Origin of the sequence: Quatrionicoccus australiensis (assembly GCF_020510425.1) — a bacterium.
Lineage (GTDB): Bacteria > Pseudomonadota > Gammaproteobacteria > Burkholderiales > Rhodocyclaceae > Azonexus > Azonexus australiensis_A.
On record NZ_JAHBAH010000001.1, the window covers coordinates 2035766 to 2058186 of the forward strand.

The window sequence follows — 22421 nt, forward strand, 5'->3', positions numbered from 1 at the left end:
TTTTTCTCCTCTCTCTACAGGGTCTTGCGTAAATTGACCGGCGGGATGTTGAGTGACTCGCGATATTTGGCTACCGTGCGTCGGGCTACAACAATTCCCTGCTGGCCTAGTATTTCGGATAATTGACTATCCGACAAGGGCTTCTTGCCATCCTCGGCACTGATCAATTGCTTGATCAGGGCGCGAATGGCGGTGGCAGAACAGGCACCACCGGTATCGGTGGACACATGACTGCCGAAAAAGTATTTCAATTCAAAGATGCCGCGCGGCGTCGCCATGTATTTCTGGCTGGTGACGCGCGATACGGTCGACTCGTGCAAACCGAGAATATCGGCGATTTCGCGCAGCACCAAAGGCCGCATCGCCACTTCACCATGCTCGAAAAACTGGCGCTGACGATCGACAATTGCCTGCGTCACGCGATGAATAGTCTCGAAACGCTGCTGCACATTCTTGATCAGCCAGCGCGCTTCCTGCAGCTGGCCGGTCAGGTTGCCATTGCCGCGCCGCTGCCGCGAGAGAATCTCGGCATACAGGCGGTTGATGCGCAGGCGCGGGTAGGCATCCGGATTGATGTAGGCGGTCCATTTGCCCTTGAGCTTCCTGACCATCACGTCCGGCGTGATGTAACGCGCTTCGGTCTGCGAGAAACGCGCCCCCGGCCTCGGGTTGAGGCTGACGATCAGCGATTGCGCCGCCTTCAGTGCATCGTCGTCACAGGCGGTCAACCGGCGGATTTTGGCAAAATCGCGCGCCGCGAGCAGTTCCAGATGTTTCTCGACGATCGCCAGGGCAAGGGCCTGTATCTCGTCGGCCGGCATCGCTTTCAGTTGCAGCGCCAGGCATTCGCTCGGATTGCGTGCGCCGATCCCGGTCGGATCGAAATGCTGGATGTGGTGCAGGGCGATTTCCAGCTCTTCGAGCTCGATCTCGTATTCCGGCGGCAGGGTTTCCCACAGCTCCTCAAGCGTGGCCGAGAGATAGCCGTCATCGTCCAGCGCTTCGATCAGGAAACGGACCAGGCTGCGATCGCGTTCGCTGAGCTGGGTCATGCCCAGCTGCCAGCCGAGATGCTCGCGCAGGCTGGTTGCAGCCGAATGGATGTCGCGTGAATCGCTGTCGTCGTCTTCGTCGCGCCCGGCACCGGTAAAGGTCCCGGCATCGGAAGCCCAACGGTCGTCGTCGACTTCGGACGGTGCACTCGGCACTTCCTGTTCGCGCTCCTCGCGGGAGTCCCGCTCGCGCTCTTCGGCCGGTTCGCTGCGCGTCGTTTCGTTGGCCGGCGAATCGAATTGCTGCGCCGCCCCAAAGGATTCCGTACCGGCCTCGTCCTCACGCTCCAGCATCGGATTTTCCAGCAGGTAACGCTCGATTTCCTGCTGCATCTCGACCGTCGACAACTGTAATAGCTTGATCGACTGCTGCAACTGCGGCGTCAGTGCCAGATGCTGGGATAGTTTTAGTTGGAGAGCTGGCTTCATCGGTTCGGGTTGGGGTGCTGCCTAGCGGTCAGAGCTTGAAGTGCTCGCCGAGATAAACCTTGCGGACGCTTTCATTATCAACGATTTCGTCCGGCCGTCCAGACGCCAGAACGCGTCCGGCGTTAATAATATAGGCGTGATCGCAGATACCAAGCGTTTCACGCACGTTGTGGTCGGTAATCAGGACACCGATTCCGCGCTCCTTGAGGAAGCGGATGATCTTCTGGATCTCCAGTACAGCAATCGGATCGACACCGGCAAACGGTTCATCGAGCAGGATGAAGCGCGGGTTGGTGGCCAGGGCACGGGCGATTTCGACACGCCGACGTTCGCCCCCGGACAGTGCGGCCGCATTGACGTGCCGGACATGGCCGATGTGCAGTTCGCTGAGCAGGCCTTCCAGGCGGTCGTCGAGTTCCTGTTCCGGCAGCTTGAGCAGCTCGAGCACGGCGCGGATGTTCTCTTCAACATTGAGCTTGCGGAAGACCGAGGCTTCCTGCGGCAGGTAGGACAGGCCGAGGCGGGCCCGGCTGTGCATCGGCAGGTGGGTGAGGCGGACATCGTCGATATAGACCTCGCCGCCGTCGGCCGCGACCAGGCCGACAATCATGTAGAAGCAGGTCGTCTTACCGGCACCGTTCGGGCCGAGCAGACCGACGACCTCGCCGCTTTTGACATCAAAGGAAACATCCTCGACCACCGTCCGCGACTTGTAGCGCTTCTTGAGGTTGTGGGCACTCAGGGTGGACACTTTGACATCGCTCATTCATCGGCTCCGCGCATGACACGGCGAATGGCGTCGCCGGAAAAACCGCGATATTGCAAAAAACGCATCTGTTTGGCCCGCTCGGCCGCCGATTGCGGCAACTCGCGGAATTTTCTCGCCCATACCGCCTTGCAACGCTCGGCTTCATCGCCGGCCTCGGGCAAGGCGTCGGCAATGTCGTCATCACCGATGCCGCATTGCCGCAGTTCCTGCTTCAGCCGCGCATTGCCGTAGCGCCCGGCACGGGCGACGACGCGCTGACTGGCATAACGCGAGTCGGAAAGCAGGCGCTCGGCCTGCAGGCGTTCGAGCACGGCTTCGAGCTGTTCTTCCGACTCCGCCTGCGCGGCGAGCTTGGCCTTCAACTCCGCCCGGCTGTGATCACGCCGGGTGAGGAGTCGAAGCGCGGCAACCCGCAGCGCAGCAGAGGGATCAGCCATCAACCTTGGCTGCCTTGACCGGCTTGATGACATTGGTGCTGGCCGCCTCGCGGATGCCCGCCTCGATCTCGGCGGCGATTTCCGGATTGGCCTTGAGGAACTCGCGGGAATTGTCCTTGCCCTGACCGATTTTTTCGCCCTTGTAGGAATACCAGGCGCCGGATTTCTCGACCAGCTTGTGGGCAACCCCGAGTTCGACGATTTCGCCGTGGCGGGAAATGCCTTCGCCGTACAGGATGTCGAAAATGGCTTCGCGGAAGGGCGGCGACACCTTGTTCTTGACGACCTTGACCTTGGTTTCGCTGCCGATGACTTCATCGCCCTTCTTGATCGAGCCGATGCGGCGGATGTCGAGGCGCACGGAAGCGTAGAACTTGAGCGCATTGCCGCCGGTCGTCGTTTCCGGCGAACCGAACATGACGCCGATCTTCATACGGATCTGGTTGATGAAGATGACCAGGGTGTTGGTCTTCTTGATGTTGGCGGTCAGCTTGCGCAGCGCCTGGCTCATCAGGCGGGCGTGCAGGCCGACCATCTGGTCGCCCATCTCGCCTTCGATTTCGGCACGCGGCGTCAGCGCGGCGACCGAGTCGATGACGATGATGTCTACCGAGCCGGAACGGACCAGCATGTCGGAGATTTCGAGGGCCTGTTCACCGGTATCCGGCTGCGAGATCAGCAGGTCGCCGACATTGACGCCGAGCTTCTGGGCATATTGCGGATCGAGCGCGTGTTCGGCGTCGATGAAGGCGGCAACGCCACCCAGCTTCTGCATTTCGGCAATGACCTGCAGACAGAGCGTGGTCTTGCCCGAGGATTCCGGACCGTAGATTTCAACAACGCGGCCGCGCGGCAGACCGCCAACGCCCAACGCGATATCCAAGCCGAGCGAACCGGTGGACACCACCTGGATGCCTTCGTCGATCTCGGCATCGCCCATCTTCATGATGGAGCCTTTGCCGAACTGCTTTTCAATCTGTTGCAGCGCTGCGCTGAGCGCCTTTGCCTTGTTGTCGTCCATGGGGGTACCTCGAAAATTTGAGCGGATTATGGCACAGGGGCCGAAGATGGAATAGAAATTGCTGCATCAGCAGAAAGGCCGGTTCAAGACAAACAAATATCCTTTTGCTGCATTACCCGGAGAAAGCGACAGAACACGCGGTATATTCTCGCCGGCTGATTTGGCGCCCACCGGATACTGGGTATAAATACAGTACATTTACAGTAAGCTATTGGCAAGCAAATTATTCGCCCGATGCAATTCAAACACCTCTTCGCTCTGCTCATGCTGACCACGACCCTCGCTGCCGTCGGCAAACCCGCCGCCTGGTACTGGTGGGCCAGCCGCCTCGACGGCCAGCGCATCTGCGCCCAGACGGCGCCGGCAAAAGGCTGGCTGCGGCAGAGTGGACCGTTCGCCGACAGTCGCTGCAGCGACGTCCCGCCCCGCCAGCCATGAGCGCCTATTGCCCGCCGGTAGACACCGGCCTGACCCCGCTTTTCGTCGATGACACGCTGCTCATCGTCGACAAGCCGGCCGGCCTGCTCTCGGTGCCCGGCCGCGGCGAAGACAAGGCGGATTGCCTGGTCAGCCGCATCCAGGTGCAATTTGCCGATGCGCTGATCGTGCACCGCCTGGACATGTCGACGTCCGGCCTGCTCGTGCTGGCGCGCGGCGAGGAAATGCACCGACTGCTCTCGAAACTTTTCCGCGACCGCCTGGTGGACAAGCGCTACGTCGCCGTCGTCGACGGCCTGCTTAAGGCAGAGCAGGGCGAGGTCGAACTGCCGCTCATCTGCGACTGGCCGAACCGGCCGCGCCAGAAGGTCGATTTCGACATCGGCAAGCCGTCGCTGACCCGCTTCCGCCGCCTCGAACTTGACCCGATCAACAAGGTCACGCGCGTCGAACTCGAACCCTTTACCGGCCGCTCGCACCAGTTGCGCGTGCACATGGCCGAGCTCGGTCATCCGATTCTCGGTGACGACCTTTACGCTGGCGCCGCCGAAGGCAAGGCAGATCGCCTGTTGCTGCACGCCATGGATTTGGCCTTTTCCCACCCGTTGACCGGTGAGGCGCTGCGTTTCCACTGCCCGCCGCCGTTCTGATCCGGGCAGGGCGCAATCACCTTATAATTTCCGCGTTTTCAACCTCTTGGCTCGGTTCACCACAAGCTCATGCTGATCTGGTTCGTCGTTCTCTACCTGCTCGCTTCCATCGGCATCGGCCTCTTTGCGGCAAGAAGCGTGCACAGCGCCAAGGACTTCGCCGTCGCCGGCCGTCACCTGCCGCTGCCGGTCGTCACCGCCACCGTGTTCGCCACCTGGTTCGGCGCCGAAGCGGTGTTCGGGGTCTCCGCCACCTTCGTCAAGGACGGCCTCTCCGGCGTCGTCGCCGACCCGTTCGGCTCCTCGATGTGCCTCATCATTGCCGGCGTCTTCTTCTCGCGCAAACTCTACAAGCTCAACATCCTGACCCTCGGCGACTATTTCCGCCTGCGCTACAACCGTTCGGTCGAAGTGCTGACCACGCTCTGCATCGTCGCTTCCTACCTCGGCTGGGTATCGGCCCAGATCAAGGCGCTCGGCCTGGTCTTCAATGTCGTCACCGACGGCTACCTCAGCCAGCCGGCCGGCATGATCCTCGGCGCCGCCATCGTGCTGACCTACACCACCTTCGGCGGCATGCTCTCGGTCGCCATCCTCGATTTCGTGCAGATGGGCGTCATCATGGGCGGCATGCTGTTCATCGCCTGGCTGGTGTCCGGCCTGACCGGCGGCGTCGAAACGGTGATCCAGCATGCGGCCGAGGCCGGCAAACTCGATTTCTTCCCACCGCCCGATCCCTGGCTGTGGCTGTCCTTCCTCGGCGCCTGGATCACCATGATGCTCGGCTCGATTCCGCAACAGGACGTCTTCCAGCGCATCACCTCGGCCAAGAGCCAGAAGATCGCGCTGTGGGGATCCATCCTCGGCGCCTCGATCTATTTCTGCTTCACCTTCGTGCCGATGTTCATCGCCTACTCGGCGACGCTGATCGACCCGACGCTGTTCAACGGCCTGCTGCAGACCGACTCGCAACTCGTCTTGCCGACGCTGGTCCTGCAGCACACGCCGGTCTTCGCCCAGGCCATCTTCTTCGGCGCGGTACTCTCGGCGATCATGAGCTGTTCGTCGGCAACGCTGCTCGCCCCCGCCGTCGCCTTCTCGGAAAACATCGTCCGCGATTTCTTCCCGCACATGGGCGACCACCAGTTCCTGCGCGTCATGCGCGCCGCGATCGTCGTTTTCGCCGGCATCGTGCTCGCCTTTGCGTTGTACTCCAACGCCAGCATCTTCAAGATGGTCGAGAACGCCTACAAGGTGACACTGGCCGGCGCCTTCGTGCCGCTCTTCTTCGGCGCCTTCTGGAAGCGGGCAACGACGCAGGGCGCGCTGGCCGCCATTTTCGGCGGTCTGGCCTCGTGGCTGCTGGTCGAGGCGCTGGTCGGCAGTAGCGTTTCCAGCGGTGACTACGCCTACGCGCTGGCCAATGTCGGCCAACTCGTGCCGCCGCAGCTGATCGGCCTCGGCGTCAGCATCCTGGGCATGATTGCCGGCTCATTATTGCCGCAATGGATCGGTCGACCGACGCCGAAGGCCGATATTCACGCCGAACTGCATCACCGTGCCGCCGCCGAAACGCATCACGCCAGCGATCATCCGCGCCCGCACCAAACACCCTGACAATGTTACGGAACGGCGGGCACGCCGACACCTTTGTGTCCAAACCGGCTGACGCGACGCCGGATACACCCTAAAATCCGCTGCATGACTCAGCACGGCCGTGGCCCCATCCTGCTCGCCCGCTACCTGGCCCTGGCCTGGTGCGGGCTGGTCATCTATGGCAGCCTGCATCCGTTCTCCGGCTGGCGCGACACCGGCATCTCGCCCTTCGCCTTCCTCGAAGGCGGCTGGCCGCGTTACTGGACCGTCTTCGATCTCGCCGTCAATGTCGCCGTCTATATCCCGCTCGGCTTCCTGCTGACCCTGGCGCTTGACCGCATTCCCGGCCGTTACAGCGCGCCGGTGCTGGCCGTGCTGCTCGCCGCCGGCGTCAGTTTCAGCCTGGAAAGCCTGCAGACCTGGCTGCCCTCGCGCGTTCCGTCCAACCTCGATCTCGCCTGCAACAGCCTGGGCGGACTGCTCGGCGCGATCTGGGCGCAATACGTCGGGCCGCGCATCTTCGCCCGCATCACCGCGCTCGAACATCGCCTGATCGCGCCGGTCCCGCACGCCGAACTCGGCCTGACCCTGCTCGGTCTCTGGCTGCTCGTGCCGCTCTCGCCGGAAACCCTGCTCTTCGGCGCCGGCGATCTGCGCCAGACACTCGGTCTGGCCGGGGCCGTTCCCTTCGCTGCCGACAGCTTTGCGCTGATCGAAGCCAGCATCACCGCCCTCAACGCGATCGCGGTCGGTCTCATCCTTCGCCTGCTCACGGCCCGCCTGCTCTGGGCCTACATCGTCGTACCGCTGTTCCTGATCCTCGGCCTGGTCGTCCGCACCCTGGCCTCGGCGATCCTGATCAATCCGGGAGAGGCGCTGGCCTGGCTGACCCCCGGCGCGCAGATGGGCCTGCTCGTCGCCCTGCTCTTTCTTGCCGTCAGCCTGGCCCTGCCGGCCACCCTGCGCTTAATGCTCGCCGCATTGGCCCTGATGTCTGCTACCGTGCTGGTCAACCTTGCCCCGCCCAACCCGTATTCGATGGCTGCACTCGCCACCTGGCGGCAAGGACACTTCCTGAACTTCAATGGTTTGACCCGACTGGTAGGTACCCTATGGCCCTTCCTGACCCTGCCGTTTCTGCTCCTGACGACACGTCGACCGTAAGCTGGCATGCCGAGACGGCCGCGGCCGTCGCCCAACACCTTGAGGTCGACACCGCTGCCGGCCTGAGCGACGAAGAAGCCGCCCGCCGGCTGCTCGAACACGGCCCCAACCAGCTCAGCGCCGTGCCCGGCCGCCCGGCCTGGAAGCGCTTTGCCGACCAGTTGATCCAGCCGCTGGTCCTCGTCCTGATCGGCGCCGGGGTGGTCACCGCCGGCCTCGGCGAAGGGGTGGACTCGAGCGTCATTTTCGCCGTCGTGCTGCTCAACGCGGGCATCGGCTACTGGCAGGAAGCCAAGGCCGAAGGCGCGCTGGCAGCGCTCGCCAGAAGCGTCGCGACACCGGTCACCGTGCGCCGCGGCGGCCACCGCCAGCAAATGGACGCCAGCCAGCTGGTGCCCGGCGATATCGTGCTGCTCGCCGCCGGCGACCGCGTGCCGGCCGACCTGCGCCTCTTCCTCGAACACGAACTGCACACCGACGAATCGATGCTGACCGGCGAATCGCTGCCGGTCGCCAAACACACCGACGTGCTGCCCGCCGACACCCTGCTCGCCGAACGCCTGAACATGGCCTATGCCGGTGCCACCGTCGTCGCCGGGCAGGGCTGCGGCCTGGTCATTGCCACCGGCGATGCCACCGAAACCGGGCGCATTGCCGACCTGATCGCCAGCGCGCCGGAACTGGCAACGCCGCTGACCCGCAAGATGGCGACCTTCTCCAACTGGCTGTTGTGGGCAATCGGCGGCCTGGCGCTGCTGACCGCCGGCGTCGGCCTGCTGCGCGGCGAATCGGCATTCGAGATGTTCATGGCGGCCGTCGCGCTCGCCGTCGGCGCCATTCCGGAAGGCCTGCCGGCCGCCGTCACCGTCACGCTGGCGATCGGCGTCGCCCGCATGGCCAAGCGCCGGGCCATCATCCGGCGTCTGGCCGCGGTCGAAACCCTGGGCAGCACGACGGTCATCTGTTCCGACAAGACCGGCACCCTGACCGAAAACGCGATGACCGTGCATGCGCTGCTCTGCGCCGGCCGGCACTACGCGGTCAGCGGCCACGGTTACAACCCGGAAGGCGACATCCGCCTCGATGAACAGCCGGCCGGCATCGCCGGCGCCCTGCGCGAAGCCCTGGTTGCCGGCGCCCTGTGCAACGATGCCAGCCTGGCACGCAGCGGCCAGCACTGGAAAATCACCGGCGACCCGACCGAAGCCGCGCTGCTCGTCGCGGCGCGCAAGGGCAAGCTCGAAGAACACACCCTGCAGGCGCTGTTCCCGCGCCAGGACGTCCTGCCCTTCGATGCCACCCGCCAGTACATGGCGACGGCACATGCCGGCGATGCCGGCCAGATCATCTACATCAAGGGCGCGCTGGAAAAACTGCTGCCGCGCTGCGTCGACCGTCTGGACGAGCACGGCCAGTCAGTTCCGTTCGCAATCGCCGAAATCGAGGCCGCCGCCCGCAGCCTGGCCGAGCAGGGCATGCGCGTGCTGCTGCTCGCCCGCCGCCTCAACCGGCCGGGCGCCGCACTCAACGACGACAGCCTGCATGACCTGACCCTGCTCGGTCTGGCCGGCATGATCGACCCGCCGCGCAAGGCGGCGATTTCGGCCATCCGCAACTGTCACTCGGCCGGCATCCGGGTCAAGATGATCACCGGCGACCATGCCGTCACCGCGCTCGCCATCGCCGCGCAGATCGGCATCGATGCCAGACAGGCGCTGACCGGCCGCGAGCTGGCCGAACTCGACGAAGCGGCGCTCGCCGTCGCCGCTCACGCAACCGACGTCTTCGCCCGCGTCGAACCGGAACAGAAGCTGCGCCTGGTCCGCGCCCTGCAGGCGCGCGGCGAGGTCGTGGCGATGACCGGCGACGGCGTCAACGACGCGCCGGCGCTGAAGCAGGCCAATATCGGCATCGCCATGGGCCGGGGCGGCACCGAAGTCGCCAAGGAAGCGGCCGCCATGGTGCTCACCGACGACAATTTCGCCAGCATCGAGGCGGCGGTCGAGGAAGGGCGCGGCGTCTGGGACAATCTGGTCAAATTCATCACCTGGACGCTGCCGACCAACTTCGGCGAAGGCCTGGTCATCGTCGCCGCCATCCTCTTCGGCTCCACCCTGCCGATCACGCCGCTGCAGATCCTCTGGATCAACATGAGCACCGCCGTGCTGCTCGGCCTGCCGCTCGCCTTCGAGCCGATCGAGCGCGGCATCATGCGCCGCGCGCCGCGCCGCCTGGAAACGCCGGTGCTTGATGCCGCGCTGATCCGGCGCATCGTGCTTGTCTCCATCCTGCTGCTCGCCGGTTCGTTCGGACTGTTCCTGTGGGAACTTAAACAGGGGCACACGCTGCCCGAAGCGCGCACCGTAGCGGTCAACGTCTTCGTGATGGTCGAAATGCTTTATCTCTTCAACTGCCGCTCGCTGACCCGCAGTTTCTGGAGCCTCGGCCTCTTTTCCAATCTCTGGGTATGGGGCGGCATCGGCAGCATGGCGCTGCTGCAATTGCTGCTCACCTATTGGCCGCCGCTCAACCGCGTTTTCCAGACAGCACCGATCGGCTGGCAGGAGTGGGGCGAAATCTTTGCGGTCGGCATCGCCAGTTCGTTGCTCATCGGTCTGGAGAAATACTGGAGCCACGCCCGGCATTCAGCGTGAAACCGGGCAGTTATAATGCTCAGCCCCAAGGAGAAAACGATGAGCTATTTCGAACACCACGTCTTCATCTGCACCAACCAGCGCGACGCCGGCGAACAGTGCTGCAACAGCATTGGCGGCTCGGAAATGTTCGCCTACGCCAAGGACCGCATCGGCCAGCTGAAGAAGAACGGCCCGGGCAATATCCGCATCAACAAGGCCGGCTGCCTCGGCCGCTGCGACCAGGGTCCGGTCATGGTCGTCTATCCGCAGGAAACCTGGTATTCCTTCATCGACCAGAGCGATGTCGATGAAATCATCGACGAACACCTGCTGCATGGCCGCATCGTCGAACGCCTGAAGATCTGAACATGAAAGCCCCGGAAGAAAAAATCATCGTCGCCGGCCCGGTCGGCAATATCGACACCATCATGGAGCGGCCGGACGCCCCGAAGGGCATTGCGCTGATCGCCCATCCGCATCCGATGGGTGGCGGCGCCAATACCAACAAGGTCGCCTACACGCTGGCCCGAACCTTCGTCAGCCTCGGCTATGCCGCCTTCCGCCCGAATTTCCGCGGCGTTGGTGGCAGTGAAGGCGAGCACGACGAAGGCATCGGCGAAACCGACGACCTGCTCGCCGTGCTCGAAGAAGCCAAACGCCGCTGCGGCGACCTGCCGGTCGTGCTGGCCGGCTTCTCGTTCGGCGCCTACTGTCAGACCCGCGTCGCCAAGCGCCTGGCCGAAGCCGGGCATCCGGCGCAGCGCCTGGTCCTGGTCGGCACCGCCTCCGGCCACGTCGAAGGCAGCCGCCAATACGACACCGAAGCCGTGCCGCACGACACCATCGTCATCCATGGTGCCGACGACACGCTGGTGCCGCCCGCCAACGTCTACGCCTGGGCGCTGCCGCTCGACCTGCCCGTAGTCATGGTGCCCGGCGCCGACCATTTCTTCCACCGGCGTCTGCACCTGATCCGCGACATCATCACGCGCGCCTGGCGACACTAAGTGACGGCACTCAGCGTCTCCAATCTGCGCAAGGTCTATGGCGGCACGGAAGTCGTCGCCGGCCTGTCCTTTGCCGTCGAACCCGGCATCTGCTTCGGCCTGCTCGGCCCGAACGGTGCCGGCAAGACGACGACGCTGCGCCTCTGCCTCGGCCTGACCGGCCCGGACAGCGGCGAAATCAGCCTGAACGGCTGCGCCATTCCGGTCGATGCCCAGCAGGCGAGGGCGCGCGTTGGCGTGGTGCCGCAGTTCGACAACCTCGATCCGGATTTCACGGCCAGCGAGAACCTGCTCGTCTTCGGCCGCTATTTCGGCCTCAAGGACGCCGACGTCAAGGCGCGCATCCCGCAACTGCTCGAATTCGCCGGCCTGACCGGCAAGGCCGACGCCCGCATCGCAACGCTGTCCGGCGGCATGAAGCGGCGTCTGACCCTGGCCCGCGCCCTGGTCAACGACCCCGATATCGTCTTTCTCGACGAGCCGACCACCGGCCTCGACCCGCAGGCCCGCCACCTGATCTGGGATCGACTGAAACAACTCAAGTCGGCCGGCAAGACGCTGATCCTGACGACGCATTTCATGGATGAGGCGGAGCGCCTGTGCGACCGACTGATGGTCATCGACCACGGCAAGAAGATCACCGAAGGCAGCCCGCGCCAACTGATCGCCGAGCACATCGAACCGCAGGTCATCGAAGTCTATGACGAAGCCGGCGGCAACCTGGGCGCCTTCGTCGAGGCCAATCGGCAACTCGCCGAACGCGTCGAAACGAGCGGCGAAACCGCCTTCTTCTATTGCCGCGAACCGCGCGAACTGCTCGCCCGACTGGCTGCCGCCGACGGCCTGCGCTACCTGCACCGCGCCTCCAACCTGGAAGACGTCTTCATCAAGCTGACCGGGCGCGAATTGCGCGATTGAAGCAAGCGGGAAAGCACTCATGAAACTCAACAAGCAGGCCGGCGTCTGGGCCATCATCTATTGCCCAGCGGCCGGCACCTTCCTGTTCGGCAGGCGTTCCGAGACGGTCAACAAGCCCGGCGTCTGGAATTTCTTCGGCGGCCATGTCGATCCGGGCGAAACGCCACAGCAGGCCTTGCTGCGCGAACTCTCGGAAGAAGCCGGTATCGAGCGCAAGGGCGATGATCTGGTCCACTTCGGCGGCGTCAGCGATAGCGAAATCCAGGGCCTGGGCTACGTCGAAGCCTTGCGCGAACTGCATTACTACCTGCTGCTCGCCGACAGCGAATTCGAACCCCGACTCAACCACGAACATTCCGAATTCCGCTGGCTGAAGCCGCACAACCTGCCGCACAACCTGAACCGTCCCTCGGCCATCGCCATCAATATCGGTCTGATCCAGAAAGCGCTGCAACTGGCGGCTTAACCCCGGCCAGGCCGGGGGATTGCCGCAAATCAGTCCTTGCGCCGCAGCAAGACCAGCAGGATACCCAGCCCGAGCAGCACGCTCAGGCCGATGAGCAGCAGGGTGTGGGATTTTTCTTCCGGGACAACGACGGTAGTTTCTCCCGGCACGACCACAACCTTCTGCTCCGGAAGAATGGTGAGCGCAAAGCGGGTAATTCTCTGGTCGGCAAAGGCTGCGCCGGTCGCACCGGTGAAACCGAGATACATGCTCGGGCCGAACTTGGCGGCGAGGTCGATACTGACGCTATCGCTGATCGGGAAAGCCTTGCCGTCCACATTGAGCGTACCGCTCATGCTCAGCTGGTGCGCTGCGGCATCGTAGCTCACGGTCTCGCTGCCAGTGACCAGTTGGGCCGTACCGAGCGGGGTCGGCGCCTTTTTGCTGGTTGAGGGATTCCCGTCGATATTCAGACCCGCCGTATTGTTGAACCAGGTCTGCACCACCGAACCGACGCCATCCAGGCCGAAGTAGGCAAGATAGCTGCCCGCATCGACATTGCCGATCGCATTCGCACCCTTGTTCTGGAGGACCAGCGCGACGCCGTCCGCCATGTTTTCCCGGCCGGCATTGGCCAGCGAGAAATCGTAGGTCACCGTAAACGAACGGGCCGTCGCCAGCGGGCTGGTCAACCAGGCGGCGCCACCTTGTCCCTGGAGATTGCCGGTCAGCTGCAACTCGCCGCTTTGCATGGCGGCGGAACCCACCAGATTGACCTCGCTACCGCTGAAGGTTTCCGCCCTGACCGGCAGGGAAAGCAGTGTTGAGGCAACGGTAATTGCGAGCAGCATGGTGCGCATGATTATCTCCCTTGAATAAAGACCACCTTATGGTGAGTGTTATTCACTATACATCTTTAAACAGGGTGCTACGCCGTTTGCATAGGCGGAAATTCAATGGGGGCAGGGAAATTGGTTTTTTGATTCAACCTGACTGTGTTCAAACTCAGAAAACAGGGGGAAAGCCTGCCGGCAGCTTTGTGCCCTTTGCTGCCGTTCGCTACTTGGGACAGCAGACGTTCAACGGTTGAAGCTACCGGCGCGCTCCAGCGCATCGGGTTGACTGAGATGCTAGGTTGCTCTCTCCGCTGCTTATGCCTTATCTGCGAACAAATTATTCGATTCTGGTCACTTTATCTCCATGGAATCCATTCGGGCGATTTGTCACGCTTGCCCGCCTGATAATCCAGCCAGGCGCGATTCCAAAGGACACTGCTTTCGTACGGGTCATCGCTGAGTTTTTCAGGGCGATGGTGGCTCAAGCTAGTCGGATAGTATTCCTCGCGGCACTCCATGGCATCACGCCTTTGCCCGTTCGGACCGATCGGGCACCACGCCTTACCGTCCGGCGCAGCCGCCCATGTAACGCCTTGTTTGAAGCAGGACAGCGCGCGAAACTGCGGCTCAATGACTGTTTTTCCTTTGCCGTCTTGCAAGCCCCACAGGCCAGCCTTCTCGAAGAAGCGCAATCCGCCCTCGCAGTTCAGTGTCGGCTCGGGGGTTAGCCTATCTCTGGCAGGCTTTTCAACGCGCTTACCGTAGGCATTGATCCATTGGGGGGCTTTACCTTCGTCCACGACGAATATGCCTTCGCGATCCGGTCGCAGCCGAGCAAAGCGGGGCTTGACAGTGAAGGCGCCGGAGCGGTCGATGACCCCCCATTTTCCATCGACTTGAACAGCCGTGTGGTTTCCGAAAAATGGATAGAGGTTCTCGAAGCCATTCTTGCCACCGAGGGCGGACCCGTCCTCCAAGACAATGAACCACTTTCCATTGCGCTTGGCTGAGAAGGGTCCCGGGCAATCTTTCCTCTGGAAATATCCAGTATCAAATGGACCGACCGACTGACTATCCCCCGGTCTTCGAAATTCAACGGTATCGCCGCGCTGAACGATGGTCAGGCCGCCAGGACACTCGACTATAGTCTTCGCGTCGAGTTGGTCCGGAATCAGGCGCCCGTTTGGATCGATGCTGTACCAGGTTTTGCCGATCCGACCACGCGGCAACTTGCCGTCGTCGCTAATCTCAACCTTGTCGAAATAGCGATCGGCGAGCAGCGTGCCATCGGCGCGCACGATTCCCTCTCTGACCTCGTTCTGCGTGCCATCCGGATTGTACTGTTTGCCCTCCAGAGCAAGACCGTACCCTCCACGCCAGTAGCTGAGTTGCGCGAACTTCAAAGGCACGACAAGTTTGCCCTCGCCATCAACAGCGCCGCGACGAAGGGCCTCCCGACGCTGTTGCGGAGGTAGCGAATAGTCTGGCATCGACTCGACAATTGCATGCGTTTCCGACAGCCATTGCACGTGATGGTATCGTGGGGTCACCTGCCAGGTCCCGTCACCCCGCATGAGGCCCCAGATGTCTTCGTTGTGATCATCCTTGCTGCCAGCCCAGATAAGTCCGCGTTCCGGCTTGTCGAAACGTTGGAACTTCAGCTTCTGATCGGAAAGCCATCCTTTGGAGACATGGTAAAGACCCGCGCCATTCATCAGTACGAAGGCAAACGGATCGGAATACGCCTCCAATTGCTCGCCGTCGGATGAAGATCGCGCCGGCTTTTCCTGCAAAGGTTCTGCGATGAAAGTTCCTCCGGCAAAGGGGATGATCCGCTTGAATTCCGGCGACACAACAAGCTTCCCTGATCGATCAATAATCCCGGATGCATTGTTCAGCCGGATTTCCGCATACGCACCTGTAAAGAAGCCTGCGTTCTGAAAGCGAGGCTTGATAACAACCGTTCCAGTCGTATCAATAAAGCCATACTGCCCTTCAATGCGAACGGCAGCGAAGCCTTCGCTGAACGGCTTGGCAACTTCGAATCGCTGAGGAATCCGCTCCACCCGGCTGTCTTTTTCGACATAGCCGCAGAGCTGGAACGGGCCGCCGCATTGCGGGAATAGTTCGGCGCCGCCCTCCGCTGTCAGCGCAGACAAGGGAGCAAGCAAAGTGAGGGTTGCGATAGCCAACGGGCCAGTTCGCCCAAGCCGAATCTTTAACCGTTCCGTGAAAAGGTGCACAGGAATTCTTTCGTATTCATCGGCGCGCCCGCCGAAAAAAAGCACGCTAAGCCAAAAGCATAACCGCACATCGGGGGGAATGTCTGCAATCGGCATTCCGGGGCAAGGTCCGCTCCTGGCCGTCTCCCGTCCTCCCCCACCCCATCAAACCCCGCCATGCCTTTCCTGCCGTTGCACCAGGCCGCCCGCCGTCCGCGCCACCGGTTTGGGCCGCTCCTTGAGCAGGCCCTGCAAGCAGGCCGGATTGGCGCGGGCGCCGCTTGCCTGGTAGTCGGCGAGCAGAAGCGGGCGTACCGTTTCGTCCGGATGGCCAAGCTCCTGTGTCAGGTAGTCGAACAGGCAGTCGACCAGCATTTCCGGGGTAAAAGTGCTGGTCTGGGCGGTCGTTTGCCAGAGCCAGTCGGCAAATGCGGCGAAGGCGGCAAAGGGCGAGGGTGCGGCGAGCAAAAGCGGCAAGGTTTGCGGGAAGCGGCCGGAATTGGCGTAGAGGTCCCAGTAGCGGGCAAGGCGGGTGAAACGCCGGACGGTCGACGCGTCCACGGCGCCGGTTTCGATGATGGAATAGGGCGGCAGGCTGGCGTAGACCATGCCGAATTCGGCGCTGTGGCGAACGATGGGCGTACCGCGCAGGCGCTTGAGGATGCCGAGCTGGATTTCGTGCGGCCGGTGCGCGTACAGACGGTCGAAACTCGCGGCAAAGCTCTGCCAGCTCTCGCCGGGCAGGCCGAAAATCAGGTCGGCGTGCAGGTGGGCCGGGCTGTGTGCGACCAGCCAGTCGAGGTTGGCGCCGCTCTTTTCATTGTCCTGGCGGCGCGAGATGCGTTGCTGCACTTCCGGGTTGAAGGTCTGGATGCCGACCTCGAACTGCAACACGCCGGGCGGGAAGCGGACGATCATTTCCTTGAGGCGCTCCGGCAGGTGATCGGGAATCACCTCGAAATGCAGGAAGAGATCCGGCGTCAGGCGCTCGAGGAAGAATTGCAGTATCTGCAGCGAGCTGTCGATCTTCAGGTTGAAGGTGCGGTCGACGAACTTGAAATTGCGCGCGCCGCGTTGATACAAGCCATCGAGCGCGGCAAGAAAACGCGCGGCGTCGAAGGCCCAGGCCGTCTTGTCGAGCGCGCTCAGGCAGAACTCACACTTGAACGGGCAACCACGCGAGGCCTCGACGTAGAGCAGGCGATGCGCCAGATCGGCGGACGTGAATTCGTCATAGGGCAGCTCGATCTGCTCGAGCGGCGGCTGTTCGCCGGGAATCACCTTCATCAGCGGCGGCGGCCCCTCGATCAGGGCGCGGCAGAGTTTGGCGAAACTGACATCGCCCCAGCCGGTGATGACATGGTCGGCGAGCCGGACGATTTCCTGTTGCGCCCATTCGTGGCTGACTTCCGGCCCGCCGAGGACGATTTTCAGCGCCGGCCGGGCTTCTTTCAGTAGCCGCACAACTTCGGTCGTCGGTGCGACATTCCAGATATAGACGCCAAAACCGACGATCTGCGTGACGCCTTCGGCCGCCTCGCCGAGTTCGTCGAGCAGGGCAGCGACGATTTCCGCCACCGGGCGGCTGATCGTGAATTCGCGCAGCACGGCAGCGGCGCGCAGCGCCGGGCTGCCATGCCGGGCCAGGTTGGCGAGCAGGTAGCGCAGGCCGAGCGAGGCGTGGATGTAGCGGGCGTTAAGCGTGCAGAGAACGATGGCGGGCGAGGACATGCCGCCATTTTGACATCTTCGCTGCGGCCTGACCGGTCAACGGCCGGGCGCGGGCCTTTTTCCGCCGTTGCTTACCAGGAGCGCGCACCCATCATGTAGTTGCGGGTTTCCTTCGGACTTTCGCGGGGAATTTCGACCGGCGTGATGACGACCGGGGCCGGCGCCACGACAACGACCGGCTCCGGTGCCGGCAGGAGCAGGTCGCGCAGGCGCAGGACCATGATCAACAGCTCTTCGTCGAGCGCCGCTTCCTCGATTTCGGCGAGACGTTCGCGGGCGTAGGCCGGCTCGCGGCCCAGACGCTCGAGATCGACCGTCTGGCTCAGCGTGCGCTTGACCATCAATTTGAAACGGGCCATCAGCTGGGCCCTTTCAAGTTTTTCATCCATCGACGGTTCTCCTTTTTATACGCGCCGACAAAGCGCGATCGGGGTTGGTGGTGCATTGCAGCGAAAATCATGCCGGCGACCGGTCGACCGGATAAAAACGCCAAAAATCATTCACTTGCAATAATTCCCTGGGAGCAACAGGGAATGCCCGCTGCCTGAAACTGGTGCAAGGGCATTCCTGACCGGGCCGTCATGGTGCGCCGCAATAAAAAGCAGCCGCGCCACTTCACAGTAAAATAGGCCGCTCTTTCCTCAACGGTGCATCCGATGCTCCCTGGCTTACACCGCCCCGGCTGGTTTCCGGTCTGGCAGCGCAACTTCCTCGTCTGGCGCAAGCTCGCCCTGCCGTCCATTCTCGGCAACCTGGCCGACCCGCTGATCTACATGCTCGGCCTCGGTTACGGGCTGGGCGCGATGCTGCCCAATATCGACGGCCAGTCCTACGTCGCCTTCCTTTCGGCCGGCACGGTGTGCGCCTCGACGATGAACGCGGCGACCTTCGAGGCCCTCTATTCGTCGTTCTCGCGCATGCATGTGCAGAAAACCTGGGACGCCATCCTCAACACGCCGCTCGGCCTCGCCGATGTCGTCGCCGGCGAGCTGTTCTGGGCGGCCACCAAGTCGCTGTTCTCCGGCGCTGCCATTCTCGTCGTGATCACTGGTCTCGGCCTGACGCACGGCCCGCTCGTGCTTTGGGCGCTGCCGGCGATCATCCTGACCGGGCTGGCCTTCGCCGCGCTCGGCCTGATCTGGAACGCGCTGGCGCCGTCCTACGATTTCTTCATGTATTACTTCACGCTGTTCATCACGCCGATGACGCTGATTTCCGGCGTTTTCTTCCCGACCGGGCAATTGCCGGGCTGGCTCGCCACCATCGGCCAGATCCTGCCGCTGGCGCAAGGCGTCGCGCTGATCCGGCCGCTGCTTGCCGGCAATATGCCGCCCGATGCACTGCTCCATATCGGCGTGCTGCTCGCCACCACTGGCATCGCCTTCGCCATCGCGCTGCGCCTGACCCGGCGCCGCCTGCTCAAGTAGGAAGCCCATGACCACGCTGCTCGTCCTCTGCAACTGCCCCGACGAAGAAGTCGCCAACCGCATCGCGCTCGCCGTCCTCGAAAGCGGGCTGGCCGTCTGCGTCAATATCCTGCCACGCGTCCAGTCGCTCTACCGCTGGCAGGGCAAGATCGAGTCGGCGACGGAAATCCCGCTTTTCATCAAGTCGACCGCTGCGAACTACCCGGCGCTCGAAGCCGCGATCCAGAAACTACACCCCTACGACATTCCCGAAATCATCGCGCTGCCCGTCGAGCGCGGCTTGCCGGCCTACCTGAACTGGGTGGCGGCGGAAACGGTCCAACAGCCATGATGCGCATTCTCTTCGTCTTCCTGCTCCTCTTCGGTCAACTCGCCCAGGCCGAGGAATTCCTCGACCCGGCGGTCGCCTTCAAGCCTGCCGTGCGCGCCCTTGACGGGCAGACGCTGGAAATCAGCTACGAGATCGCCAAGGGCTATTACCTCTACCGCGACAAGTTCCGCTTTGCCGTCGATGGCGAAAGCGCCACGCTCGGCGCGCCGGTTTTCCCCAAGGGCAAGGAAAAGGACGACGAGAATTTCGGCAAGGTCGAGGTCTATTACAAGACGGTCGCCATCCGCGTGCCGGTCGAGCGCAGCAGTTCCGGACCGCTGCCGCTGACCCTCAAGCTGAGTTCGCAGGGCTGCGCCGACGCCGGCATCTGCTACCCGCCACAAAGCCAGACGCTGAGCGTCGAACTGCCCGATCCGGCCAGCGCCCCGGCGGCCGCTTCCGGCCCGGCGGTCGACGGCGACGAAAGCAGCAAAATCGCCGCGACACTGAAGAACGCCGGCTTCTGGGTCAATCTCGCCTTCTTCTTCGTGGCCGGCCTCGGCCTGTCGCTGACGCCCTGTGTCTTCCCGATGATTCCCATCCTTTCCGGCATCATTGCCGGCCAGGGCCACAAGGTTTCGCACGCACGCGGTTTCGCGCTGGCGCTCGCCTACGTGCTCGGCATGGCGGTGACCTACGCCGCCGCCGGGGTCGCCGCCGGCCTGTCCGGCACGCTGGTCTCAAGCGCGCTGCAAAGCCCGTGGGTGCTCGGCGCCTTCGCGCTGGTCTTCGTCGTGCTCTCCTTCTCGATGTTCGGCTTCTACGAGCTGCAACTGCCGACCTCGCTGCAGAGCAAGCTGTCGGAAGAATCCGGCCACCTGCAGGGCGGGCGCGGCATCGGCGTCTTCGTGATGGGCGCGCTGTCGGCGCTGATTGTCGGCCCCTGCGTCGCCGCACCGCTTGCCGGCGCGCTGCTCTACATCGGCCAGACCGGCGATGCCGTGCTCGGCGGCACGGCGCTGTTCGTCATGGCGCTCGGCATGGGCGTGCCGCTGCTCGTGGTCGGCGTTGCCGGCGGCTCGCTGCTGCCGCGCGCCGGCGCCTGGATGGAAGCGGTCAAGAAGGGCTTCGGCGTGCTCCTGCTCGCCACCGCCGTCTGGCTGGTTTCGCCGGTCATTCCGGCCGTCGCGCAGATGCTCGCCTGGGCCGCCTTGTTGATCATCCCGGCCATCTACCTGCACGCGCTCGACCCCCTGCCGCCACACGCCAAGGGCTGGCAGCGTTTCTGGAAAGGCATCGGCATCGTCATGCTGCTGACCGGTGCGGCGTTGCTGATCGGCGCCCTGGCCGGCAGCCGCGATCCGCTGCAACCGCTCGCCGGTTTGCGCGGTCAGGCGATCGCCGCCGAAGAAAAGCATCTGCCCTTCGAGCGTGTTGCCTCGCTCGCCGAACTGGAGCAGAAAATCATGGCAGCCGGCCAGCCGGTGATGCTCGATTTTTATGCCGACTGGTGCGTCTCGTGCAAGGAAATGGAGCGCTTTACCTTCGCCGATCAGGCTGTACGCGCCAAACTGGCCGGTTTCAAGCTGTTTCAGGCCGATGTCACGGCCAATTCGGCCGATGACAAGGCCTTGCTCGCCAAGTTTGGCCTGTTCGGCCCGCCCGGCATTCTCTTTTTTGCGCCGGATGGCCGCGAACTGAAGAATGCCCGCGTCGTCGGCTTCCAGGATGCGCCGACCTTCCTGCAAACGCTGGCGAAAATGCCCGTCCAGACGGCCCAAACGGTCCGTTAATTTTTGTAAAAAGAAGGCCTTGGGCTAAAATGCTGCCCACTATGGATTCTCTAGGCCTGATCCGCGAATTTCTCCAGAACCGTCTCGGCGTTGCGCCGGAACGGGTTGTTGCCGACGCCACCCTCGTTTCGCTCGGGGTGGATTCGCTGATGATGCTCGAATTGATGTTCGAGTTCGAGGATCGTTTCGGCATCACGCTCTCCAAAGACCTGAAAAGCCCGAAAACCGTTGGCGACATGACCACGCTGATGGACCGGCTGCGCCAAGCCAAGGGCTGAACCATGATGCAGCGGCGGGTGGCGATTACCGGCCTCGGCCTGGTCAGTCCGTTTGGCGGCGACCTGCCCGATTTCTTTGCCCGCCTGCTCGCCGGTGAATCCGCCGTGCATTTCCTGCAGACCGACGACGTGCCGCGCCCGCTTGCCATTCCCTTCGTCAGCTGCCCCGGTTTCGACGCCGATGCCGAACTCGGCAAGCCGCTGGCCGGCACCATGGACCGCTTCGCCCAGCTCGGCACGGCCGCCGCGTACCGCGCCTGGCAGGATGCCGGCCTGACACGCGGTCAACCGGCCGAAAACCGCGAAAACTGGGGCGTTTCCTGGGGCACGGCGCTGGGCGGCACACTGGCCTACGAAAAGGGCTACAAGGAGCTGTGGATCAAGGGCCGCGAGCGCGTCTCGCCGCTTTCGGTGATCCTCGGCATGAACAACGCGGCCAACGCCCACATCTCGATCCAGCTCGGTCTGGGCGGCGTCAGCATGAGCCACACCGTGGCCTGCGCCTCGTCCGCCATCGCCATCGGCGAAGCCTTCCGTCGCGTGCGCAGCGGCGAAGCCCCGGTGATGCTGACCGGCGGTTCCGACGTGCCGCAGGCCTACGGCGTCGCCCGTGCCTGGGAGGCGCTGCGCGTCATGGCCAATTGCGATGCAGAAACGGCCGCGCAGGCCTGTCGACCGTTCAGCGCCGAACGGACCGGCCTGGTACTGGGCGAGGGCGGGGCGGCGCTGGTCCTCGAAGACTGGGAACATGCCGTCGCGCGCGGCGCCCGCATCCACGGCGAGATGGTCGGCTATGGCACGACCTGCGACCACAGCCACCTGGTGCGCCCCGATGCCGCCGGCCAGGTGCGTGCGCTCAACATGGCGCTGGCCGATGCCAGCCTGACGCCGGCCGACATCGATTACGTCAACGCGCACGGCACGGCCACCGCCGAAGGCGATCCGGTCGAGGTCGCCGCCTTGCGAACGGTGTTCGGTGAAGCTGCCGCCCGCCTCGCGGTCAGCGGCACCAAGTCCATGCACGGCCATCAGCTCGGTGCCGCCGGCGCCATCGAGGCGATCATCACCATCCTCGCTTTGCGCGAACAGGCGATTCCGCCCACCGCGCACCTCGGCGAGCTCGATCCGGCCTGCGCCGGCGTCGATCACGTCGGCAGCGGCCGGGCGCAACAACTGCGCGCCGCGCTCTCCAATTCCTTTGCCTTTGGCGGCAGCAATGCGGTGCTCGCATTCCGCGCCGTCGCGCCTTAATCCACGGAAAT

22 protein-coding genes are annotated in these 22421 nt (G+C 63.5%); 14 read left to right on the forward strand and 8 right to left on the reverse strand.

Annotation, left to right across the window (positions count from 1 at the left end; translation table 11 throughout):
• Nucleotides 1-14: 14 nt before the first annotated feature.
• The 4 genes from KIG99_RS09765 to recA are packed head-to-tail and all read right to left on the reverse strand — an operon-like array spanning nt 15 to nt 3708.
• Entirely contained in the window at nt 15-1481 is a 1467-nt protein-coding gene (locus tag KIG99_RS09765) for an RNA polymerase factor sigma-54 (RefSeq protein WP_226459989.1), read from the reverse strand.
• Between the two features lie 28 nt (nt 1482-1509).
• Nucleotides 1510-2247, reverse strand: a complete 738-nt coding sequence (gene lptB, locus KIG99_RS09770) for an LPS export ABC transporter ATP-binding protein (protein WP_226459990.1) — start codon at nt 2245-2247, stop codon at nt 1510-1512.
• Nucleotides 2244-2687 (reverse strand): recombination regulator RecX, encoded by a 444-nt coding sequence (gene recX, locus KIG99_RS09775; RefSeq protein ID WP_226441724.1) that lies wholly within the window; start codon nt 2685-2687, stop codon nt 2244-2246. The genes lptB and recX overlap by 4 nt, the downstream gene beginning before the upstream one ends.
• Nucleotides 2680-3708, reverse strand: a complete 1029-nt coding sequence (gene recA, locus KIG99_RS09780) for a recombinase RecA (protein WP_226441725.1) — start codon at nt 3706-3708, stop codon at nt 2680-2682. Before recA ends, recX begins: the two co-directional genes overlap by 8 nt.
• Nucleotides 3709-3942: 234 nt before the next feature.
• Between recA and KIG99_RS09785 the strand changes: the two genes are divergently transcribed.
• The 9 genes from KIG99_RS09785 (at nt 3943) to KIG99_RS09825 (ending at nt 12583) form a co-directional block, all read left to right on the forward strand.
• Nucleotides 3943-4146, forward strand: a complete 204-nt coding sequence (locus KIG99_RS09785; RefSeq protein WP_226459991.1) for a hypothetical protein — start codon at nt 3943-3945, stop codon at nt 4144-4146.
• On the forward strand, nt 4143-4796 hold the full coding sequence (locus KIG99_RS09790) for an RluA family pseudouridine synthase (protein WP_226459992.1): 654 nt from the start codon (nt 4143-4145) through the stop codon (nt 4794-4796). Before KIG99_RS09785 ends, KIG99_RS09790 begins: the two co-directional genes overlap by 4 nt.
• A gap of 69 nt (nt 4797-4865) precedes the next feature.
• The gene (locus tag KIG99_RS09795; RefSeq protein ID WP_226459993.1) at nt 4866-6413 is read left to right on the forward strand and encodes a sodium:solute symporter family protein; all 1548 of its coding nucleotides are present in this window, start codon (nt 4866-4868) and stop codon (nt 6411-6413) included.
• Between the two features lie 84 nt (nt 6414-6497).
• A complete protein-coding gene (locus tag KIG99_RS09800) occupies nt 6498-7556 on the forward strand; it encodes a VanZ family protein (RefSeq protein ID WP_226459994.1) in 1059 nt (352 codons plus the stop codon).
• Entirely contained in the window at nt 7505-10210 is a 2706-nt protein-coding gene (locus tag KIG99_RS09805) for a cation-transporting P-type ATPase (protein ID WP_226459995.1), read from the forward strand. Before KIG99_RS09800 ends, KIG99_RS09805 begins: the two co-directional genes overlap by 52 nt.
• Before the next feature lie 39 nt (nt 10211-10249).
• Entirely contained in the window at nt 10250-10558 is a 309-nt protein-coding gene (locus KIG99_RS09810; RefSeq protein ID WP_226459996.1) for a (2Fe-2S) ferredoxin domain-containing protein, read from the forward strand.
• Between the two features lie 2 nt (nt 10559-10560).
• On the forward strand, nt 10561-11199 hold the full coding sequence (locus KIG99_RS09815) for an alpha/beta hydrolase (protein ID WP_226459997.1): 639 nt from the start codon (nt 10561-10563) through the stop codon (nt 11197-11199).
• Nucleotides 11200-12117 (forward strand): ATP-binding cassette domain-containing protein, encoded by a 918-nt coding sequence (locus KIG99_RS09820; RefSeq protein ID WP_226459998.1) that lies wholly within the window; start codon nt 11200-11202, stop codon nt 12115-12117.
• Nucleotides 12118-12136: 19 nt separating this feature from the next.
• A complete protein-coding gene (locus tag KIG99_RS09825) occupies nt 12137-12583 on the forward strand; it encodes an NUDIX hydrolase (RefSeq protein ID WP_226459999.1) in 447 nt (148 codons plus the stop codon).
• Nucleotides 12584-12612: 29 nt separating this feature from the next.
• On the opposite strand, the gene KIG99_RS09830 is transcribed toward KIG99_RS09825, so the two are convergent.
• The 4 genes from KIG99_RS09830 to KIG99_RS09845 form a co-directional block, all read right to left on the reverse strand.
• A complete protein-coding gene (locus KIG99_RS09830) occupies nt 12613-13422 on the reverse strand; it encodes an L-type lectin-domain containing protein (protein WP_226460000.1) in 810 nt (269 codons plus the stop codon).
• A gap of 332 nt (nt 13423-13754) precedes the next feature.
• Entirely contained in the window at nt 13755-15737 is a 1983-nt protein-coding gene (locus tag KIG99_RS09835) for a WG repeat-containing protein (protein ID WP_226460001.1), read from the reverse strand.
• Nucleotides 15738-15785: 48 nt separating this feature from the next.
• Nucleotides 15786-17351, reverse strand: a complete 1566-nt coding sequence (locus tag KIG99_RS09840) for a B12-binding domain-containing radical SAM protein (RefSeq protein ID WP_226460002.1) — start codon at nt 17349-17351, stop codon at nt 15786-15788.
• 71 nt (nt 17352-17422) lie between these two features.
• Complete coding sequence (locus tag KIG99_RS09845; protein ID WP_226460003.1) at nt 17423-17740, reverse strand: hypothetical protein; 318 nt, start codon at nt 17738-17740, stop codon at nt 17423-17425.
• 267 nt (nt 17741-18007) lie between these two features.
• Here KIG99_RS09845 and KIG99_RS09850 point away from each other — a divergent pair, with 267 nt between their 5' ends.
• From KIG99_RS09850 to KIG99_RS09870, 5 genes are read left to right on the forward strand one after another with little or no spacing between them, the layout of a single operon-like run.
• Nucleotides 18008-18778, forward strand: coding sequence for an ABC transporter permease (locus tag KIG99_RS09850; protein ID WP_226460004.1), 771 nt, complete (start codon nt 18008-18010; stop codon nt 18776-18778).
• A 7-nt stretch (nt 18779-18785) separates the two neighbouring features.
• A complete protein-coding gene (gene cutA / locus KIG99_RS09855; RefSeq protein WP_226460005.1) occupies nt 18786-19109 on the forward strand; it encodes a divalent-cation tolerance protein CutA in 324 nt (107 codons plus the stop codon).
• On the forward strand, nt 19106-20881 hold the full coding sequence (locus KIG99_RS09860; RefSeq protein ID WP_226460006.1) for a protein-disulfide reductase DsbD: 1776 nt from the start codon (nt 19106-19108) through the stop codon (nt 20879-20881). Before cutA ends, KIG99_RS09860 begins: the two co-directional genes overlap by 4 nt.
• 41 nt (nt 20882-20922) lie before the next feature.
• Nucleotides 20923-21159: an acyl carrier protein gene (locus KIG99_RS09865; RefSeq protein ID WP_226460007.1), complete on the forward strand. Its 237-nt coding sequence runs from the start codon at nt 20923-20925 to the stop codon at nt 21157-21159.
• A 3-nt stretch (nt 21160-21162) separates the two neighbouring features.
• On the forward strand, nt 21163-22410 hold the full coding sequence (locus tag KIG99_RS09870) for a beta-ketoacyl-[acyl-carrier-protein] synthase family protein (RefSeq protein ID WP_226460008.1): 1248 nt from the start codon (nt 21163-21165) through the stop codon (nt 22408-22410).
• Nucleotides 22411-22421: the final 11 nt, after the last annotated feature.

What these genes read in the sequence shown, in the direction of transcription:
- KIG99_RS09765 (WP_226459989.1), bottom strand. Translation starts at nt 1,481, where the DNA reads ATGAAGCCAGCTCTCCAACTAAAACTATCCCAGCATCTGGCACTGACG.
- lptB (WP_226459990.1), bottom strand. Translation starts at nt 2,247, where the DNA reads ATGAGCGATGTCAAAGTGTCCACCCTGAGTGCCCACAACCTCAAGAAG.
- recX (WP_226441724.1), bottom strand. Translation starts at nt 2,687, where the DNA reads ATGGCTGATCCCTCTGCTGCGCTGCGGGTTGCCGCGCTTCGACTCCTC.
- recA (WP_226441725.1), bottom strand. Translation starts at nt 3,708, where the DNA reads ATGGACGACAACAAGGCAAAGGCGCTCAGCGCAGCGCTGCAACAGATT.
- KIG99_RS09785 (WP_226459991.1), top strand. Translation starts at nt 3,943, where the DNA reads ATGCAATTCAAACACCTCTTCGCTCTGCTCATGCTGACCACGACCCTC.
- KIG99_RS09790 (WP_226459992.1), top strand. Translation starts at nt 4,143, where the DNA reads ATGAGCGCCTATTGCCCGCCGGTAGACACCGGCCTGACCCCGCTTTTC.
- KIG99_RS09795 (WP_226459993.1), top strand. Translation starts at nt 4,866, where the DNA reads ATGCTGATCTGGTTCGTCGTTCTCTACCTGCTCGCTTCCATCGGCATC.
- KIG99_RS09800 (WP_226459994.1), top strand. Translation starts at nt 6,498, where the DNA reads ATGACTCAGCACGGCCGTGGCCCCATCCTGCTCGCCCGCTACCTGGCC.
- KIG99_RS09805 (WP_226459995.1), top strand. Translation starts at nt 7,505, where the DNA reads ATGGCCCTTCCTGACCCTGCCGTTTCTGCTCCTGACGACACGTCGACC.
- KIG99_RS09810 (WP_226459996.1), top strand. Translation starts at nt 10,250, where the DNA reads ATGAGCTATTTCGAACACCACGTCTTCATCTGCACCAACCAGCGCGAC.
- KIG99_RS09815 (WP_226459997.1), top strand. Translation starts at nt 10,561, where the DNA reads ATGAAAGCCCCGGAAGAAAAAATCATCGTCGCCGGCCCGGTCGGCAAT.
- KIG99_RS09825 (WP_226459999.1), top strand. Translation starts at nt 12,137, where the DNA reads ATGAAACTCAACAAGCAGGCCGGCGTCTGGGCCATCATCTATTGCCCA.
- KIG99_RS09830 (WP_226460000.1), bottom strand. Translation starts at nt 13,422, where the DNA reads ATGCGCACCATGCTGCTCGCAATTACCGTTGCCTCAACACTGCTTTCC.
- KIG99_RS09835 (WP_226460001.1), bottom strand. Translation starts at nt 15,737, where the DNA reads ATGCCGATTGCAGACATTCCCCCCGATGTGCGGTTATGCTTTTGGCTT.
- KIG99_RS09840 (WP_226460002.1), bottom strand. Translation starts at nt 17,351, where the DNA reads ATGTCCTCGCCCGCCATCGTTCTCTGCACGCTTAACGCCCGCTACATC.
- KIG99_RS09845 (WP_226460003.1), bottom strand. Translation starts at nt 17,740, where the DNA reads ATGGATGAAAAACTTGAAAGGGCCCAGCTGATGGCCCGTTTCAAATTG.
- KIG99_RS09850 (WP_226460004.1), top strand. Translation starts at nt 18,008, where the DNA reads ATGCTCCCTGGCTTACACCGCCCCGGCTGGTTTCCGGTCTGGCAGCGC.
- cutA (WP_226460005.1), top strand. Translation starts at nt 18,786, where the DNA reads ATGACCACGCTGCTCGTCCTCTGCAACTGCCCCGACGAAGAAGTCGCC.
- KIG99_RS09860 (WP_226460006.1), top strand. Translation starts at nt 19,106, where the DNA reads ATGATGCGCATTCTCTTCGTCTTCCTGCTCCTCTTCGGTCAACTCGCC.
- KIG99_RS09865 (WP_226460007.1), top strand. Translation starts at nt 20,923, where the DNA reads ATGGATTCTCTAGGCCTGATCCGCGAATTTCTCCAGAACCGTCTCGGC.
- KIG99_RS09870 (WP_226460008.1), top strand. Translation starts at nt 21,163, where the DNA reads ATGATGCAGCGGCGGGTGGCGATTACCGGCCTCGGCCTGGTCAGTCCG.